Annotated in this window: 12 protein-coding genes; all 12 read left to right on the top strand. The window is 61.9% G+C overall.

Annotation, left to right across the window (positions count from 1 at the left end; all coding sequences use genetic code 11):
• The first annotated feature begins 5 nt into the window (after window positions 1-5).
• The 12 genes from treZ to QRN33_RS23655 all read left to right on the top strand — a co-directional run bounded on the left by treZ (window position 6) and on the right by QRN33_RS23655 (window position 15773).
• Window positions 6-1808: a malto-oligosyltrehalose trehalohydrolase gene (gene treZ, locus QRN33_RS23710; RefSeq protein ID WP_285410464.1), complete on the top strand. Its 1803-nt coding sequence runs from the start codon at window positions 6-8 to the stop codon at window positions 1806-1808.
• Complete coding sequence (malQ, locus tag QRN33_RS23705; RefSeq protein ID WP_285410462.1) at window positions 1805-3883, top strand: 4-alpha-glucanotransferase; 2079 nt, start codon at window positions 1805-1807, stop codon at window positions 3881-3883. The genes treZ and malQ overlap by 4 nt, the downstream gene beginning before the upstream one ends.
• On the top strand, window positions 3880-6654 hold the full coding sequence (locus tag QRN33_RS23700) for a malto-oligosyltrehalose synthase (RefSeq protein WP_285410460.1): 2775 nt from the start codon (window positions 3880-3882) through the stop codon (window positions 6652-6654). The genes malQ and QRN33_RS23700 overlap by 4 nt, the downstream gene beginning before the upstream one ends.
• Window positions 6655-6675: 21 nt before the next feature.
• A complete protein-coding gene (locus tag QRN33_RS23695) occupies window positions 6676-7023 on the top strand; it encodes a DUF2934 domain-containing protein (RefSeq protein ID WP_285410458.1) in 348 nt (115 codons plus the stop codon).
• 242 nt (window positions 7024-7265) lie between these two features.
• Entirely contained in the window at window positions 7266-9425 is a 2160-nt protein-coding gene (gene glgX, locus QRN33_RS23690; RefSeq protein ID WP_042609869.1) for a glycogen debranching protein GlgX, read from the top strand.
• 1 nt (window position 9426) lies between these two features.
• Complete coding sequence (locus QRN33_RS23685; protein WP_042609868.1) at window positions 9427-10425, top strand: acyl-CoA dehydrogenase family protein; 999 nt, start codon at window positions 9427-9429, stop codon at window positions 10423-10425.
• Window positions 10422-11180, top strand: a complete 759-nt coding sequence (locus tag QRN33_RS23680; protein WP_042609867.1) for a PIG-L deacetylase family protein — start codon at window positions 10422-10424, stop codon at window positions 11178-11180. Before QRN33_RS23685 ends, QRN33_RS23680 begins: the two co-directional genes overlap by 4 nt.
• Window positions 11177-11776: an SAM-dependent methyltransferase gene (locus tag QRN33_RS23675; protein WP_285410455.1), complete on the top strand. Its 600-nt coding sequence runs from the start codon at window positions 11177-11179 to the stop codon at window positions 11774-11776. Before QRN33_RS23680 ends, QRN33_RS23675 begins: the two co-directional genes overlap by 4 nt.
• Window positions 11773-12432: a glycosyltransferase family 2 protein gene (locus QRN33_RS23670; protein ID WP_042609865.1), complete on the top strand. Its 660-nt coding sequence runs from the start codon at window positions 11773-11775 to the stop codon at window positions 12430-12432. The genes QRN33_RS23675 and QRN33_RS23670 overlap by 4 nt, the downstream gene beginning before the upstream one ends.
• Window positions 12433-12610: 178 nt before the next feature.
• Window positions 12611-13369 carry a PIG-L deacetylase family protein gene (locus tag QRN33_RS23665; protein ID WP_042609864.1) on the top strand — a complete coding sequence of 253 codons (759 nt, stop codon included), beginning with the start codon at window positions 12611-12613 and terminating at the stop codon, window positions 13367-13369.
• 189 nt (window positions 13370-13558) lie between these two features.
• A complete protein-coding gene (locus tag QRN33_RS23660) occupies window positions 13559-14341 on the top strand; it encodes an endonuclease/exonuclease/phosphatase family protein (RefSeq protein WP_285410453.1) in 783 nt (260 codons plus the stop codon).
• Window positions 14342-14720: 379 nt separating this feature from the next.
• Window positions 14721-15773, top strand: coding sequence for an autotransporter domain-containing protein (locus QRN33_RS23655; protein ID WP_285410451.1), 1053 nt, complete (start codon window positions 14721-14723; stop codon window positions 15771-15773).
• Window positions 15774-15860: the final 87 nt, after the last annotated feature.

The raw sequence follows: 15860 nt of genomic DNA, 5'->3' as shown, positions 1-15860 counted from the left end.
AAAAAATGCCGTCAAGGACCCAAGAAACCTGGCCCCACGGCGCGATCATGCTGGATGCCGAGCACACGCAATTTGCGTTGTGGGCGCCTGACGCGTTCTACGTCAGTGTGGAACTGGAGGATGGAAAATCGTTGCCGATGCTGCCACAGGGCGACGGTTGGTTTGTGATCAAGGCCAGCTGCCCGGCGGGCAGCCGCTACCGCTACTGCATCGATGGCGAGCTGGAGGTGCCGGACCCGGCCTCCAGAGCGCAGGATGGTGACCTTGACCGCCACAGTGTGGTGGTCGACCCGCATGCCTATCAATGGCGGCACACGACCTGGAATGGTCGGCCGTGGAGCGAAGCGGTGATCTACGAGTTGCACGTCGGTGCGCTCGGTGGTTTTGCCGAAGTCGAACGGCACCTCGCGCGGCTGGTGGCACTGGGTATTACCGCGATTGAACTGATGCCGCTGGCGCAATTCCCCGGTGATCGCAACTGGGGCTATGACGGGGTGCTGCCCTATTCGCCTCAAGCCTCCTATGGCACGCCCGAGCAACTCAAACACCTGATCGACACCGCCCACGGCCATGGCCTGGCGGTGATTCTCGACGTCGTCTACAACCACTTCGGGCCTGACGGCAACTATCTGCATCGCTACGCCAAGAGCTTTTTCCGCGAGGACAAGCACACGCCCTGGGGTGCGGCGATCGACTTCCGCCGCCCGGAAGTGCGTGAGTTCTTTATTGAAAACGCCTTGATGTGGTTGCTCGAGTACCGTTTCGACGGCCTGCGTCTGGACGCGGTGCACGCGATTGAAGACCCGGACTTTCTCAGCGATCTGGCCCGGCGTATTCGCCAGCAGATCGACCCGACCCGCTACGTCTGGCTGACCGTCGAGAACGAACTGAACCAGTCGAGCCTGTTGGAAACCGATTACGACGCGCAATGGAACGATGACGGTCATAACGCCTTGCACGTGCTACTGACCGGTGAAACCGATGCCTATTACGCCGACTACGCCGCGCAACCCACCGAGCAACTGGTTCGCTGCCTGAGTCAGGGCTTCGTATTCCAGGGCCACATCACCCGTCATGGCGAACCGCGCGGCGAGCCAAGCGAACATCTGCCCTCTACCGCGTTCGTGCTGTTTTTGCAGAACCATGACCAGATCGGCAATCGCGCTTTTGGCGAGCGTCTGCATCAGCTCGCCGACCCGCGTGCGGTGCAAGCGGCCACCGTGTTGTTGCTGCTGTCGCCAATGATTCCGCTGATCTTCATGGGCGACGAATTCGCCGCCGAGCAACCGTTTCTGTTTTTCACCAGCCACCACGGTGAACTGGCGGAACTGGTGCGTGAAGGTCGGCGCAACGAATTCGCCGCGTTCAGCGCGTTTACCGATCCGCACAAGCGCGAGCAGATCCCCGATCCGAATGCCGAGAACACCTTCCACGCCTCGCAGCCGCGACTGGTCGGCAGCGGCACACCGTTACAACAGCAGACCCAGGAGCTCTACCGGCAACTGCTGAAGTTGCGTCACCAGTACATCATTCCAAATCTCTCCGGGACCCAGGCGCTGGGTGCGCAAATGCTCGGCTACGGCGCGGTCAGCGCACGCTGGCGGCTGGGCGATGGCAGTGAGCTGCGAATTGACCTGAACCTCAGTGATACGCCAGTGGTCAACCCTGCACAGACCGATACCGAGTGGCTGTTTCAACAGCCAGCCGCCATCGAACTGTCGGACCCGAACCAACTGCCGGCGTACACCGCGCTCGTCAGCCTCACGGCCGCACCCCCTTTGCACCCCCTGAACGGAGAGCGCCTATGAGCGATGCGCAACTGGAAATACTCGCCAGCCGAGCCGGCCTCGCCGTCGACTGGATCGACGCCAACGGGCGTCAACAGAAAGTCGCTCCTGCTGTGCTGCGTAATGTCCTGATCGGACTCGGCCACCCGGCCAGCACTGCGCAAGAAATCGATGCCAGCCTGCTGGAATTGCAAGAGGTCCAGCAGGACCGCCATTTGCCGCCCCTGTTGACTTGCGACGTGGGCGTTGCCTTGAATCTGAGTCGCTATTTCTCACCGGAGACGCCCTGCGAGATTCATCTTGAAGATGGCTCGCAGATGAACCTCAAGCTGGATAACGAAGCGATGCTGCCCGGTCTGATTCCGGTCGGTTACCAGCAAGTGCACATCGGCGATCAGTATTTCACCCTGGCCGTGGCGCCCGAGCGTTGCTTCAGCGTCGGCGATGCCGTCGATAGTCCTATCCCCCGCGCCTGGGGTCTGAGCGCGCAGTTGTATGCCTTGCGTCGTCCCGGCGATGGTGGTTTCGGCGACACGCAGGCACTGGAAGAACTGGTGCGTGTGGCCGGCGAACGTGGTGCCGATGCCCTGGCGATCAGCCCGATGCACGCGATGTTCAGCGCCGACACTGGCCGCTACAGCCCCTACTCGCCCTCCAGTCGCCTGTTTCTCAATTCACTGTACGCCGCGCCGGGGAGCATTCTCGGCGAGCGCGCCTTGCGTGACGCGATCGACGCCAGCGGCCTGGCCGCGCAGTTCGAGCAGCTGGAAAATCTCAAGCTGATCGACTGGCCCGCTGCCGCCGAAGCCAAGCAGAAGCTGCTGCAAGCCTTGTATGACGGTTTTGTCGCTGGCGAGCATCCGCTGCACGCCGACTTCGCCAGTTTTCGCCACGCCGGCGGCGAAGCGCTGGAAAACCATTGCCGCTTCGAAGCGATTCAGGAAATGCGCGCCGCCCGTGGCGAAAGTCTCGACTGGCGCGAATGGCCGGAGCACTGGCACGACCCGCGCGGCTCTGCGCTGGCAGCTTTCGCCGAGGAATACGCCGAGCGCATCGGCTATTTCGCGTTCTGCCAATGGCTGATCCATCGTTGTCTGGAACGCGCGCAAACGGCCGCGCGCAGTGCCGGCATGGGCATCGGCCTGATCGCCGACCTCGCTGTCGGTGCTGACGGCGCTGGCAGTCAGGCCTGGAGTTTTCAGGACGAACTGCTCGCCTCGCTGACCGTGGGGGCGCCGCCGGACATCCTCAATCGCAGCGGCCAGGGTTGGGGCATTTCCGCGTTTTCGCCCGAAGGCCTGATCCGTAACGGTTTCCGCGCCTTCATCGACATGCTGCGCGCCAACTTCGCCCACGCCGGTGGTCTGCGCATCGACCATGTCATGGGGCTGCAACGTCTGTGGGTGATCCCCAACGGCGCTCATCCGGCCGACGGTGCCTATCTGTATTACCCGTTCGACGACATGCTGCGCCTGCTGACTCTCGAGTCGCATCGTCATCAGGCCATCGTGCTCGGCGAAGACCTCGGCACCGTGCCGGAAGGCCTGCGGGAAAAACTCGCCGCACGTTCGATCCTCGGCATGCGCGTGCTGTTGTTCGAACAGGACAACACTCGCTTCAAACCGATCCTCGACTGGCCGGATGACGCGCTGGCCACCACCAGCACCCATGACCTGCCGACGCTCAACGGCTGGTGGCATGGTCGCGATATCGACTGGAATGCGCGCCTTGGACTGGTCGATGCCAACGGCGAAATCGACTGGCGCCGGCACCGCGAGCGCGAACGCGAAGGCCTGCGCGATGCGCTGCGCCAGGACCCGCAGAATTTTCGCGAAGAATCCCACGAAGCCGATCAAGTGGTCGATGCCAGCTTGCGTTTCCTCGGCCACACCCGCGCGCCACTGGTGCTGTTGCCGCTGGAAGATGCCCTGGGGATCGATGAACAGGCAAATCTGCCCGGCACTACCGATTCACACCCGAACTGGTCGCGACGCTTGCCCGGTCCCAGCGAAGCGTTGCTGGACGGCCCCGATGCCGCCCGCCGCCTGGAACTGCTGGCCTGCGCGCGCCTTCAAGCCACTGAGCGTGACCAATGAATCAACAGCAAATCCAGCCACTGCGCGCCACCTTGCGCCTGCAATTTCACAAAGGATTTACCCTCGAACAAGCGGTGCCACTGGTGCCGTACTTCGCCCGACTCGGCATTAGCCATATCTACGCTTCGCCGCTGCTGGCGGCGCGAGCCGGTTCGATGCACGGCTACGACGTGGTCGACCCGACCCAGGTCAACCCTGAGCTGGGCGGCGAGCCGGCATTGCGCCGGTTGGTCAGCACCCTGCGCGAGCACAACATGGGGCTGATCCTCGACATCGTTTCCAACCACATGGCCGTGGGTGGCAACGACAACCCGTGGTGGCTCGACTTGCTGGAATGGGGACGCCTGAGCCCGTACGGCGAATTCTTCGACATCCAGTGGCACTCGCCGGATCCGTTGATGGAAGGCCAGTTGCTATTGCCCTTCCTCGGTAGCGACTACGGCGTGGCGTTACAGGACGGCACGCTCAAGCTCAAATTCAACCCGCAGGCCGGCAGTTTCTACGTCGAGCATTACGACCATCACTTCCCGATCTGCCCGAACAATTATGGCGAGTTGCTCAAATCCGACGACACGCTCAAGTCCCTGGCCGATCGCTTCAGTACGCTCAGTTACCAGACCGATGCCCACTCACTGGCGATCCCGCTGAAGCAGGAGCTGCGCGAGCTGGCCAGCGATCCGCGTGTTCTGGCCACCATCGAAAGCAACCTCGCTCAGTACGATTCCACCCGCGAAGAAGGCTTCCAGAAGCTTCACGAACTGCTTGAACGGCAAAGCTATCGCCTCGCCAGTTGGCGCACGGCGGCAGACGACATCAACTGGCGGCGTTTCTTCGACATCAATGAACTTGGCGGCCTGCGCGTCGAGCGTCCGGCGGTGTTCGAAGCGACCCACGGCAAAATCTTCCAATTGGTTGAAGAAGGTCTGGTCGACGGCTTGCGCATCGACCACATCGACGGCCTCGCCGACCCGCGCGGCTATTGCCGCAAACTGCGTCGGCGCCTTGATCATCTGGCACCGGGACGTCATCTACCCATCTATGTCGAGAAGATCCTCGGCGAGGGCGAAACCCTGCGCCGGGACTGGAGCGTTGACGGCACCACCGGTTACGAGTTCATGAATCAGCTGTCGCTGCTGCAACACGACCCGGACGGCGAACATGTACTCGGCGAACTCTGGCAGCGCCGCACCGAGCGCCCCGCCGCGTTCATCGAAGAAGCGCAACTGGCCCGTCAGCAGATCCTCAACGGTTCGCTGGCCAGTGACTTCGAAAGCGTCGCCCAGGCGCTGCACCAGGTCGCCCGTGATGATTTGATGACTCGCGATCTGACCCTGGGCGCAATCCGCCGCGTGCTGCACGCACTGATCGTGCACTTCCCGGTTTACCGCACCTACATCAGCGCCCTCGGCCGCTCGGAACAGGACGAAGCGATTTTCCAGCACGCCATGGAGGGTGCGCGGCAGACCCTCAGCGAGGCCGACTGGCCGGTGCTCGATTCAGTCGCCAGTTGGCTTGGCGGCACGCCGTGGCGGCGTAAGCCGCGCGGACGGTCGCGCAAGATCCTCAAGCATGCCTGCGTGCGCTTCCAGCAGTTGACCTCGCCGGCAGCGGCCAAGGCCGTGGAAGACACCGCGCTGTATCGCTCGGCGGTGCTGCTGTCGCGCAATGATGTCGGCTACAACACCGAGCAATTCAGCGCGCCGGTCAGCGAGTTCCATGAAGTGAATCAGCAGCGCATGGCGGAGTTTCCCGACAACCTGCTGGCCACCGCCACTCACGACCACAAGCGCGGCGAAGACACTCGCGCGCGGCTCGCCGTGCTCAGCGAACGCAGCCATTGGTACGCCGATCAGGTCGAACTGTGGCGCGCCCTCGCCCGCCCCGTGCGCATCGAAGATGACGCGCCGTCTGCCGGCGACGAACTGATCCTGTATCAGGCGTTGCTCGGCAGTTGGCCGCTGGATTTGCGGGACGATGACAAGGCCGGTTTCGCCGACTACGCCAAGCGCATCTGGCAATGGCAGCAGAAAGCCCTGCGCGAAGCCAAGTTGCAAAGCAGCTGGAGCGCGCCGAACGAAGCCTATGAAAATGCCGCGCAAGCCTTCACGGAAAAACTGCTGACCGGTGAGGAAGGCGAGCTGTTGCGCGCGGCGCTGAGCAAGACGGTCAACAGCATCGCCGCTGCCGGCGCGCTCAACGGGCTGGCGCAAACCTTGCTGCGCATGACCGTACCGGGGGTACCGGATCTGTATCAGGGCAACGAGTACTGGGATTTCAGCCTGGTCGACCCGGACAACCGTCGGCCGGTGGGTTACGCCGCCCGCGAGCAATCCTTGCAGGCATCCGTGCCGAATGCGCAACTGCTGAAAGAGTGGCGCGACGGGCGCGTCAAGCAGGCCCTGATCGGCGAAGTACTGAACCTGCGCAGGGACCACAGCGAGCTGTTCCGCCGTGGCGACTACCAGCCACTGCAAGTGCTGGGCAGTCAGGCGCACAACGTGCTGGCGTTCGCGCGTGAGCACGAGGGCGTGCGGGCCATTGTAGTGGTGCCGGTGCGCTGCGCGACGTTGCTGGAAAACAGTGCCATCCCGCAGGTCGATGCGCTGCGCTGGGGCGATACGCGGGTGGTTTTACCGTCTGCCGCTCCGGATGCAAACCTGAAGGGACTTTTTGCCAGCAGCGTAGTCACACAAAACAGGGAGCTGAATGTCAGCGAAGCGCTGGGGGATGTCCCGGTCAATCTCTTTATCCAACACTTAACACAAGCATGAGTTCAGTTCAGGAGCATTGCGATGAGCACCGACGATAAACGCATTCGCGAATTCGCCTATCAGATCTGGGAGTCGGAAGGTAAGCCTGAAGGCCAGGAAGAACGTCATTGGGAGATGGCGCGCAAACTGGCCGAGGCTGAGGCGCTTGCACCGAAGAAGCCACCGAAAGCGGCTGGCAGCAAGGTTGCCGGCAAGACCCCAGCGGCGAAGAACACCGAGGCCAAAGCGCTCGACGGCAAAACGCCGGCTCCCGCCAAAGCCAAACCAGCGGCGAAAGCCAAGCCTGCGGCCACGCCCAAGGTAGTCCCGCCGGGCGAAAAGGCTGCCGAGAAAAAGCCGCGAGTTGCGAAGAAGCCTCCGGCGAACTGACCTAGACCCGATTATTGAACTGAACAACTGTGTGGCGAGCTTGCTCGCCATAAGGGGTCTTTGCGCCCCGAAAAAAGCCCCTCTGGGGAAACACAACACATAACCCTGTGGGAGCGAGCCTGCTCGCGATTGCGGTATGTCTGTCGACATCCATGTTGAATCCGAAATAGCAATCGCGAGCAGGCTCACTCCTACAGGGGAACGTAGCCCACCAGAATTCCCGTTTTTTTGCAGGAGCAATCATGACCCGTCCAAAGAAAGCCGAACCCGTTGCGCACGCCGAACCGTCGAGAATCCGTGAAGGCCTGCCCTTCCCGCTCGGTGCGACCTGGGATGGTCTGGGGGTGAACTTTGCTCTGTTTTCCGCCAACGCCACCAAGGTCGAGCTGTGCATTTTCGACGACGCCGGCGAAGTCGAACTCGAGCGCATCGAGCTGCCGGAATACACCGATGAGATCTATCACGGCTACCTGCCGGACGCGCATCCTGGGCTGATCTATGGCTACCGCGTCTACGGGCCGTATGACCCGGCCAACGGCCATCGCTTCAACCACAACAAGCTGCTGATCGACCCGTACGCCAAGCAGTTGGTGGGTGAGCTGAAATGGTCCGAAGCGCTGTTCGGCTACACCATCGGCCACCCCGACGCCGACCTGAGTTTCGACGAACGCGACAGCGCGCCATTCGTGCCCAAGTGCAAGGTCATCGACCCGGCGCACACCTGGGGCAACGACCACCGGGTCAGCGTGCCGTGGGACAAGACCATCATTTATGAAACCCACGTGCGCGGCATCAGCATGCGTCACCCATCGGTACCGGAAAACCTGCGCGGCACTTTCGGCGGCCTGATGGTCGACGACGTGCTCGAGCACATCCGCAAACTTGGCGTGTCCTCCGTCGAGCTGCTGCCGATCCATGCCTTCGTCAACGATCAGCACCTGCTGCAAAAAGGCATGACGAACTATTGGGGCTACAACAGCATCGCGTTCTTCGCTCCGGACCCACGTTATCTGGCCAGTGGCAAGATCGCCGAATTCAAGGAGATGGTCGCGCATTTGCACGATGCCAACCTCGAGGTCATTCTCGACGTGGTCTACAACCACACGGCCGAAGGCAACGAGCAAGGCCCGACCCTGTCGATGCGCGGTATCGACAACGCCTCGTACTACCGCTTGATGCCGGATGACAAGCGCTACTACATCAACGACTCCGGCACCGGTAACACGCTGGACTTGAGTCACCCGTGCGTACTGCAAATGGTCACCGACTCCCTGCGCTATTGGGCCAGTGAGATGCACGTCGACGGTTTCCGCTTCGACCTGGCGACCATTCTTGGCCGTTACCACGATGGCTTCGACGAACGCCACAGCTTCCTAGTTGCCTGCCGTCAGGACCCGGTGCTGCGTCAGGTGAAAATGATCGCCGAGCCGTGGGACTGCGGCCCCGGCGGCTATCAGGTGGGCAACTTCCCGCCGGGCTGGGTCGAGTGGAACGACAAGTTCCGTGACACCGTGCGCGCCTTCTGGAAGGGTGACGACGCTCAGCTCGCTGATTTCGCCAGCCGCATGACGGCCTCGGGAGAGATGTTCAACCAGCGTGGGCGCCGGCCGTATTCGTCGGTGAATTTCATCACTGCCCACGACGGTTTCACTCTCAACGATCTGGTCTCGTACAACGACAAGCACAACGAAGCCAACGACGAGAACAATCAGGACGGCAGCAACAACAACCTGTCGTGGAACCACGGCGTCGAAGGCCCGACCGACGACCCGGAAATCAATGCGCTGCGCCACCGGCAGATGCGCAACTTCTTCGCCACCCTGCTGCTCGCTCAGGGCACGCCGATGATCGTTGCCGGTGACGAGTTCGCGCGTACCCAGGACGGCAACAACAATGCCTATTGCCAGGACAGCGAAATCGGCTGGGTCAACTGGGATCTGAGCGAGGACGGGAAGGCCCTGCTCAAGTTCGTCAAGCGCCTGATCAAGCTGCGCCTGACTTATCCGATCCTGCGTCGCGGCCGCTTCCTGGTCGGCGAATACAACGAAGACATCGGCGTCAAGGACGTCACCTGGCTGGCACCGGACGCCACCGAGATGACCACCGAGCACTGGCACGACGCGCACAATCGCTGCCTCGGCATGCTCCTCGATGGCCGCGCGCAGGAAACCGGGATTCGTCGCAAGGGCGCTGATGCGACCCTGTTGCTGGTGGTCAACGCGCATCACGACATCGTCAACTTCACACTGCCGGAAGTGCCGGACGGCGGCTTCTGGACCTGCATGATCGACACCAATCAACCGTCGATTCGCGGCCAGGAACGCTTCGACTTCGGCCATGAATATTCGGTGACCGGGCGTTCGTTGCTGTTGTTCGAACTGCAACGTGACGAAGAAGATTGATATGGACTTTCAACATTATCTGGCCCGCCGTCCGCCAGATTACGCCGACACCAACGCCCTCGGCCGTTGCCTGAGGGCAATGGTCGAGGCCGGCCTCGACCGCTTGCCGTTACCCGGCAGCGGTCACACGCTGGAGCGTTTTCAGCGTCTGTCGGAAGTGGGCGGACACGATCTGGGGCTGTGCAAACTTTACGAGGGTCACACCGACGCGCTGGCGATCATCGAGCAATTGGGCGGTACGCCAACGCCGGGCAGCACGTGGGGAATGTGGGCTGCCGAACCGCCGCAAGCGCGGGTGAGAGTCACGCCGGCCGGGCATATGGTCACGCTGAACGGGCGCAAGGCCTGGTGTTCTGGTGCGGCGGTGCTTAGTCACGCCTTGCTCACTGCGTGGGACGCTGATGATCAACAGCAACTGGTTGCAGTCGCGCTCGATCAACCGGGCGTGACTATCACCGATCAAGGCTGGCAAGCCGTGGGCATGGCAGCCACCGGCAGCGTCGAAGTGCTGTTCGACAACGCCGAAGCGCAGGCCATCGGCAATCCCGGTGATTACCTGCAACGGCCGGGTTTCTGGCAAGGCGGCATCGGCATCGCCGCGTGCTGGTATGGCGCATCGCGACGGATTGCCGAAGCGCTGCGTCAGCATTGCGCCCAACGCGACGAACCCCATGCCCTCGCCCACCTCGGCGCCACTGACACAGCACTGCAAGCGGCTGCCGATGTGTTGCGCTTCAGCGCGCTGCAAATCGATGCGCAACCCGAGGCCGACGCTGAATTGCTCGCTCGTCGCGCCCGCGCGGTGGTCGAACAGTCTGCCGAACAGGTCATGCGAGAAGTCGGTCGGGCGCTGGGTGCCGGGCCGTTTTGTCAGGATCGGCATTTTGCGCGATTGAGTGCGGACTTGCCGGTGTTCCTGCGCCAGAGTCACGCCGAACGCGACCTTGCTGCGCTGGGCCAGCAAATTGCCGGTCAATCCCGCGAGGTCTGGGCGTTATGAAGGACAACCCGATCGTCGGCCAGGGCACTTCGCTGCAGCAATGGCAGGGTTCGCGGCGCCTGGCCGAGTTGCCCGCCATCGACATCCTTGACCTCGTACCGCTGGGATCGCGGGCGGTGATCGTCGCACCGCATCCGGATGACGAAGTGCTCGGTTGCGGCGGCATCATGCAGTTGCTGGCGGCAGCCGGACGTCCGTTGCAGTTGATCTCGGTCACCGATGGCAGCGCCAGTCACCCCGGCTCGCAACGCTGGCCGGTCGAGCGTTTGAGCGTGGTGCGTCCGCAGGAATCGGCCGAAGCCCTGCGTCGCCTCGGTTTGCCGATGCACAGCCTGAAATGGCTGCGCGGCGGTTTTACCGACACCCAAGTGGCGGCTCAGGAAACCGGGTTGAGCGACTTCATCGCCAGTTATCTGCATGCCAGTGACGTGGTCTTCACCACCTGGCGCGAGGATGGCCATAGCGATCACGAGGCCGTCGGTCGCGCCAGTGTCGAAGCGGCGCGCCGCGTCGGGGCTGCCTGTCATGAACTGCCGGTCTGGACGTGGCACTGGGCGACCCCGGAGGACGCCTCGGTGCCTTGGGATCGGGCGCGCAAGATTCTGCTGTCACCGACGCACATCGCCCGCAAACGCCACGCGGCGCATGCGTTCGCCAGCCAGTTGGAAGGTGATCGCGACGTCGGGCTCGGGCCAGTGCTGGCGCCTTATGTGCTCGATCGTTTGTTGCAACCTTTTGAAGTGGTGTTCCTGTGAGCGTCGATGACCGCTATTTCGATGGACTGTTCGCCGGCAATGACGACCCTTGGGCATTCCGTCAGCGCTGGTACGAGCAGCGCAAACGCGCGATAACCCTCGCTGCCCTGCCCCGTCCGCGCTACCGGGCGGTGTTCGAACCGGGTTGCGCCAATGGCGAACTGAGTGCGGAACTGGCACCGCGTTGCGACCGCCTGCTGTGCTGCGACACTGCAAGCGCGGCAGTGAAGCTCGCGCGTACTCGCTTGAGTGTCTTCGAGCATGCCGAAGTCCGCCAGGGCCGTCTTCCGGGTGACTGGCCGGAGGAAAAATTCGACCTGATTGTATTTAGCGAAATCGGCTACTACCTCGATGAGAACGATCTGACAGAAATGATCCGCCGCATCAGTGAATCGCTGACGGCCGACGGCCAATTGCTGGCCTGCCACTGGCGCCCGCCGATTGAGGGCTGCCCGCTGAATGCGCGTCAGGTACACGATCAGATCCACGATCAATTGGCATTGCCGCGTCTGGTACTGCATCAGGAGGCGGATTTCATTCTCGAACTGTGGAGCCGCGAGCCACGCTCGGTGGCGGCGCTGGAGGGCTTGCGTTGATCGGTATTGTGATTCCCGCGCACAACGAAGAGGCGCTGCTCGATGAATGTCTGCGCGCCGCCCTGCGGGCTGGCGAACATGCGCAACTGGCCGGCGAGCCGGTGGAAATCCTCGTGGTGCTCGACAGTTGCAGCGATGGTTCGGCGCAGATCGTCAGTGCTTATCCGGTGCTGAGCCTGCAGATCGAAGCACGCAACGTTGGCGAAGCCCGTGCCGCCGGTGCGCGCCTGCTGCTTGAACGCGGTGCACGCTGGATCGCCTGCACCGACGCCGACAGCCGCGTCGCCGATGACTGGCTGGCGGCGCAACTGGGGCTGGAGGCTGACGCGGTGTGCGGCACGGTCACGGTCGAGCATTGGCATGAGTCGTTCGATGAAGCGGCGCAGATTCGCTACCACCGCCACTATCAGGCTCGCGATGGCCATCGACATATTCATGGGGCCAACCTCGGCGTCAGTGCCGAGGCCTATCGTCTGGTGGGTGGATTCAAACCGCTGACCTGTGACGAGGACGTGCAACTGGTGCGCGCGCTGGAGCGCAGCGGTGCCAACATCGCCTGGAGTCACCGCCCACAGGTGCACACCAGCGCCCGTCTCGACAGTCGGGCCAAGGGCGGATTCGGTGACTTTCTGCGCAATCTGGCACAGCTGGAATAAAAAAATACGGTTCAGATTGATCTGTGACGCGACGAATCCGCTGTCTTGAGCAATACTCTGCCTCGCAGTAATCCAAGGGTTGGAGCACTGCACCGTTGCTATTCTTTTGCCTTCACGGGCCGCGACCAGCATTGGCTGCTCACGACTGAGGGCGAGACACTACAAGGACGTCGCACTCATGAAACCGTCATTGCTCAACGAACACGGGCTGCCAGCACAGATCTGGAACAGCGCCCCGCAACTCGACAATATTCCCGTCATCAATACCCACAGTCTGGTACCCGCCGGGGCCCGCGCCGTGGTCATCGCCCCGCATCCGGGTGATGAAGTCGTCACCTGTGGCGGTTTGCTGCAGTTACTCTCCAGTCTTGGCCACCCGCTGCAATTGCTCTCCATCACCGACGGCAGCGCCAGCCACCCCGGCTCGCGGCAATGGTCGGAACAACGCCTGAGCGTCTTCCGCCCGCAGGAAAGCGTCGAAGCCCTGCGCCGCCTCGGTTTGCCGATGCACAGCCTGAAGTGGGTGCGTGGCGGATTTACCGACAACGCGCTGAGTGATCAGCAAAGCCAACTGACTGAATTCATCGGCCGCTACCTGCGGCCGGGCGACGTGGTGTTCAGCACCTGGCGCGAGGATGGTCCGGCGGATCATGAGGTGGTTGGCCGGGCCAGTTTCGACGCGGCACTGAAAGCCGGGGCGACCTATCACGACGTGCCGGTGTGGGCCTGGCACTGGCCGGAGCGCGAGCAGCGCATGATCCCGTGGGAGCGTGCGCGCAAGCTGCGCCTCGACACCTGGACCGTGGCGCGCAAGAGCCATGCCACTCACGCCTATGCCAGCCAGCTCAAGGGCGAACCGGCCATCGGCATTGCGCCGCTGCTGCCGCCGGTGCTGCTGGAAAGAATGCGCTTGCCGTATGAAATCGTCTTTGTCTAGACACCACATCCCCCCTGTAGGAGTGAGCCTGCTCGCGATAGCAATCTGTCAGTTGATGCAGGGTTGACTGACACTGCGCCATCGCGAGCAGGCTCACTCCTACATTGCCTGGCGTCGCTCAGAAAACGGAACTGCCACCCCCTCAAACCAGTCGCATGAACAGGCATGGCCCAATTCAGAGGAGTGAACGTGTCCAGCGATCCCAAGCGTCAAGCGGTCGACGCGCCAGTCATTCATCGCCTGCGGGTACTCACGGTCAACACCCACAAAGGCTTCACCGCATTGAATAGGCGGTTCGTCCTCCCGGAGCTGCGCGAAGCGATGCGCAGTACCTCGGCCGACCTGGTGTTTCTGCAGGAAGTGGTGGGTGAACACGAACGTCATTCGAGTCGCTACAACGACTGGCCGCAGACCTCGCAATACGAATTCCTCGCCGACAGCATGTGGAGCGATTTTGCCTACGGGCGCAACGCCGTTTATCCCGATGGTCATCACGGCAATGCACTGCTGTCGAAATACCCGATCCGCGAATATCGCAATCTCGATGTCTCGATCACCGGCCCGGAACGTCGCGGGTTGTTGCACTGCATCCTCGATGTGCCCGGGCATGCCGAGGTGCATGCGATCTGTGTGCATTTGAGCTTGCTGGAAAGCCATCGGCAATTGCAGCTGCAGCTGCTTTGCCAGTTGCTCGAATCACTGCCGGACGACGCGCCGGTGATCATTGCCGGCGATTTCAATGACTGGCAGTTGCAGGGCAACGCTGCCCTTGCCCGTCGCGACTATTTGCACGAAGCCTTCGAGCGTCATCATGGGCGTCCGGCGAGAACCTATCCCGCACGTTTTCCACTGCTGCGCCTGGACCGGATTTATCTGCGCAATGCCAGCAGCCATGATCCGAGGATTCTCGGCAACAAACCATGGACGCATCTCTCGGATCACCTTCCTCTGGCGGTTGAAGTGCATCTGTAGGTGCATTTTTGACAGCAGGTAAATGACAGGTCGTTCCGGCTACTCCCGGTCGGAATGACCTTTCGTCGGCGGCAGAAAACCGTCAGCCGAACATTTCGTAAGCGTTTTTCCATGCAAACAATCACTTAGTTATGTGCAGAAAAACAAACGCTTGCGAAGGCTGATTTATGCACGCCATTCATCGTGCATTTTCTTGACGCGCAGGCGTCACTCTTCTTATCTCTACCTTACTACCCCCGGAATCACTACTGGGGCTGACCTTCCGGCACTCGCGAAATCGAGCAGCCGCGGTTCGCCCCGCTCTATTCGGTCGCCCCTCGTTCGGGGTAGGAGAGACGCCAGACTCGAGATGACGCATGCGCTTGCAAGGTAGACCCCCATGAAAACTTCACTGACCCCACACGAATTGAAAATCACCTTTTGCACAGTGTCAGGTTCGCTGTTGCTGTGCTCGTCCATGGAGGCGCATGCGGGATCTGCGGCGGATGAAACCACGTGGTATCGCGCCGATATGCCTGTGATGACGTTGCCGGTAACCGTGATAACGCCCGGACCACTGCCGTTGCGTCAGCAAAGTTCACGCCTGATCACCGAAGATCTCGCGCCCTCCGCGTGGGATGAGTTGTACGGCAGAAGCGCTCGCCGCGCGCAGACCGATGCGCTGGCCTCTGGCTACGCGATGCCCGGCGGCGAGTTCAAAGGTCCGGCGGTGATCACCTTGAAAAGCGCCAATGGCGCGACCCAGACCCTGGGCCTGATCGGCGGTGACGATCAGATTCAACTGAGTGCCGGTGGTGCATTGAACCGCCGCGCCCTCGCGGACCGCAGCACTGACAGCCTGAGCCTGCAAGGTCAGAGCCTGGGCGCCTATTACAGTCTTGTGGGCGCGCAGGGTTGGCACGTCGACCTGTCGGCCAGCGGCGGTCGCGTCAGCGGTTTCAGTCGTACGCCGCAAGGTAATCGGCAGGCCGCCGAAGGCAGTGCGATGACGTTTTCGGTCGAAGGTGGCTATCCGATTGGTTTGAGTGAGAACTGGGTGGTAGAACCGCAGGCGCAATTGATCAACCAACGCATCAGCCTCGATGCTCCGTATGCAGGCGCGGGCAATGCCTCTTCGACCGACCTGACCGCGTGGAGTGGCCGCGTCGGTGCGCGATTGAAAGGCAGTTATGACTTGAATGGCTTACCGGTAGAGCCGTATGTGCGCACCAACCTTTGGCACACGGTGTACACCGGCAGCACGGTAACGCTGGATCAGGTCGACAAGATCAGCAGCAGCCGCAAGTCTTCAACAGTGGAATTGGGTTTGGGGCTGGTGGCGCGGGTCACACCGGCAGTAAGCCTGTACATGAGCGCCGATTACAGCAGCGATGTGGATGACAATGACCTGAACGGCATCATCGGCAGCCTTGGGGGGCGGATGCGCTGGTGATCTGCTGATCACTGAAAAACCTTGTGGGAGCGAGCCTGCTCGCGGAAGTGGTGCCACCTTCAACATCATCGTTGACTGACATGGCGC

Source organism: Pseudomonas sp. FR229a (assembly GCF_030209115.1).
Taxonomy (GTDB): domain Bacteria; phylum Pseudomonadota; class Gammaproteobacteria; order Pseudomonadales; family Pseudomonadaceae; genus Aquipseudomonas; species Aquipseudomonas moraviensis_A.
This window is presented reverse-complemented; position numbering and strand designations above follow the sequence as displayed.

What these genes read in the sequence shown, in the direction of transcription:
- treZ (WP_285410464.1), top strand. Translation starts at nt 6, where the DNA reads ATGCCGTCAAGGACCCAAGAAACCTGGCCCCACGGCGCGATCATGCTG.
- malQ (WP_285410462.1), top strand. Translation starts at nt 1,805, where the DNA reads ATGAGCGATGCGCAACTGGAAATACTCGCCAGCCGAGCCGGCCTCGCC.
- QRN33_RS23700 (WP_285410460.1), top strand. Translation starts at nt 3,880, where the DNA reads ATGAATCAACAGCAAATCCAGCCACTGCGCGCCACCTTGCGCCTGCAA.
- QRN33_RS23695 (WP_285410458.1), top strand. Translation starts at nt 6,676, where the DNA reads ATGAGCACCGACGATAAACGCATTCGCGAATTCGCCTATCAGATCTGG.
- glgX (WP_042609869.1), top strand. Translation starts at nt 7,266, where the DNA reads ATGACCCGTCCAAAGAAAGCCGAACCCGTTGCGCACGCCGAACCGTCG.
- QRN33_RS23685 (WP_042609868.1), top strand. Translation starts at nt 9,427, where the DNA reads ATGGACTTTCAACATTATCTGGCCCGCCGTCCGCCAGATTACGCCGAC.
- QRN33_RS23680 (WP_042609867.1), top strand. Translation starts at nt 10,422, where the DNA reads ATGAAGGACAACCCGATCGTCGGCCAGGGCACTTCGCTGCAGCAATGG.
- QRN33_RS23665 (WP_042609864.1), top strand. Translation starts at nt 12,611, where the DNA reads ATGAAACCGTCATTGCTCAACGAACACGGGCTGCCAGCACAGATCTGG.
- QRN33_RS23655 (WP_285410451.1), top strand. Translation starts at nt 14,721, where the DNA reads ATGAAAACTTCACTGACCCCACACGAATTGAAAATCACCTTTTGCACA.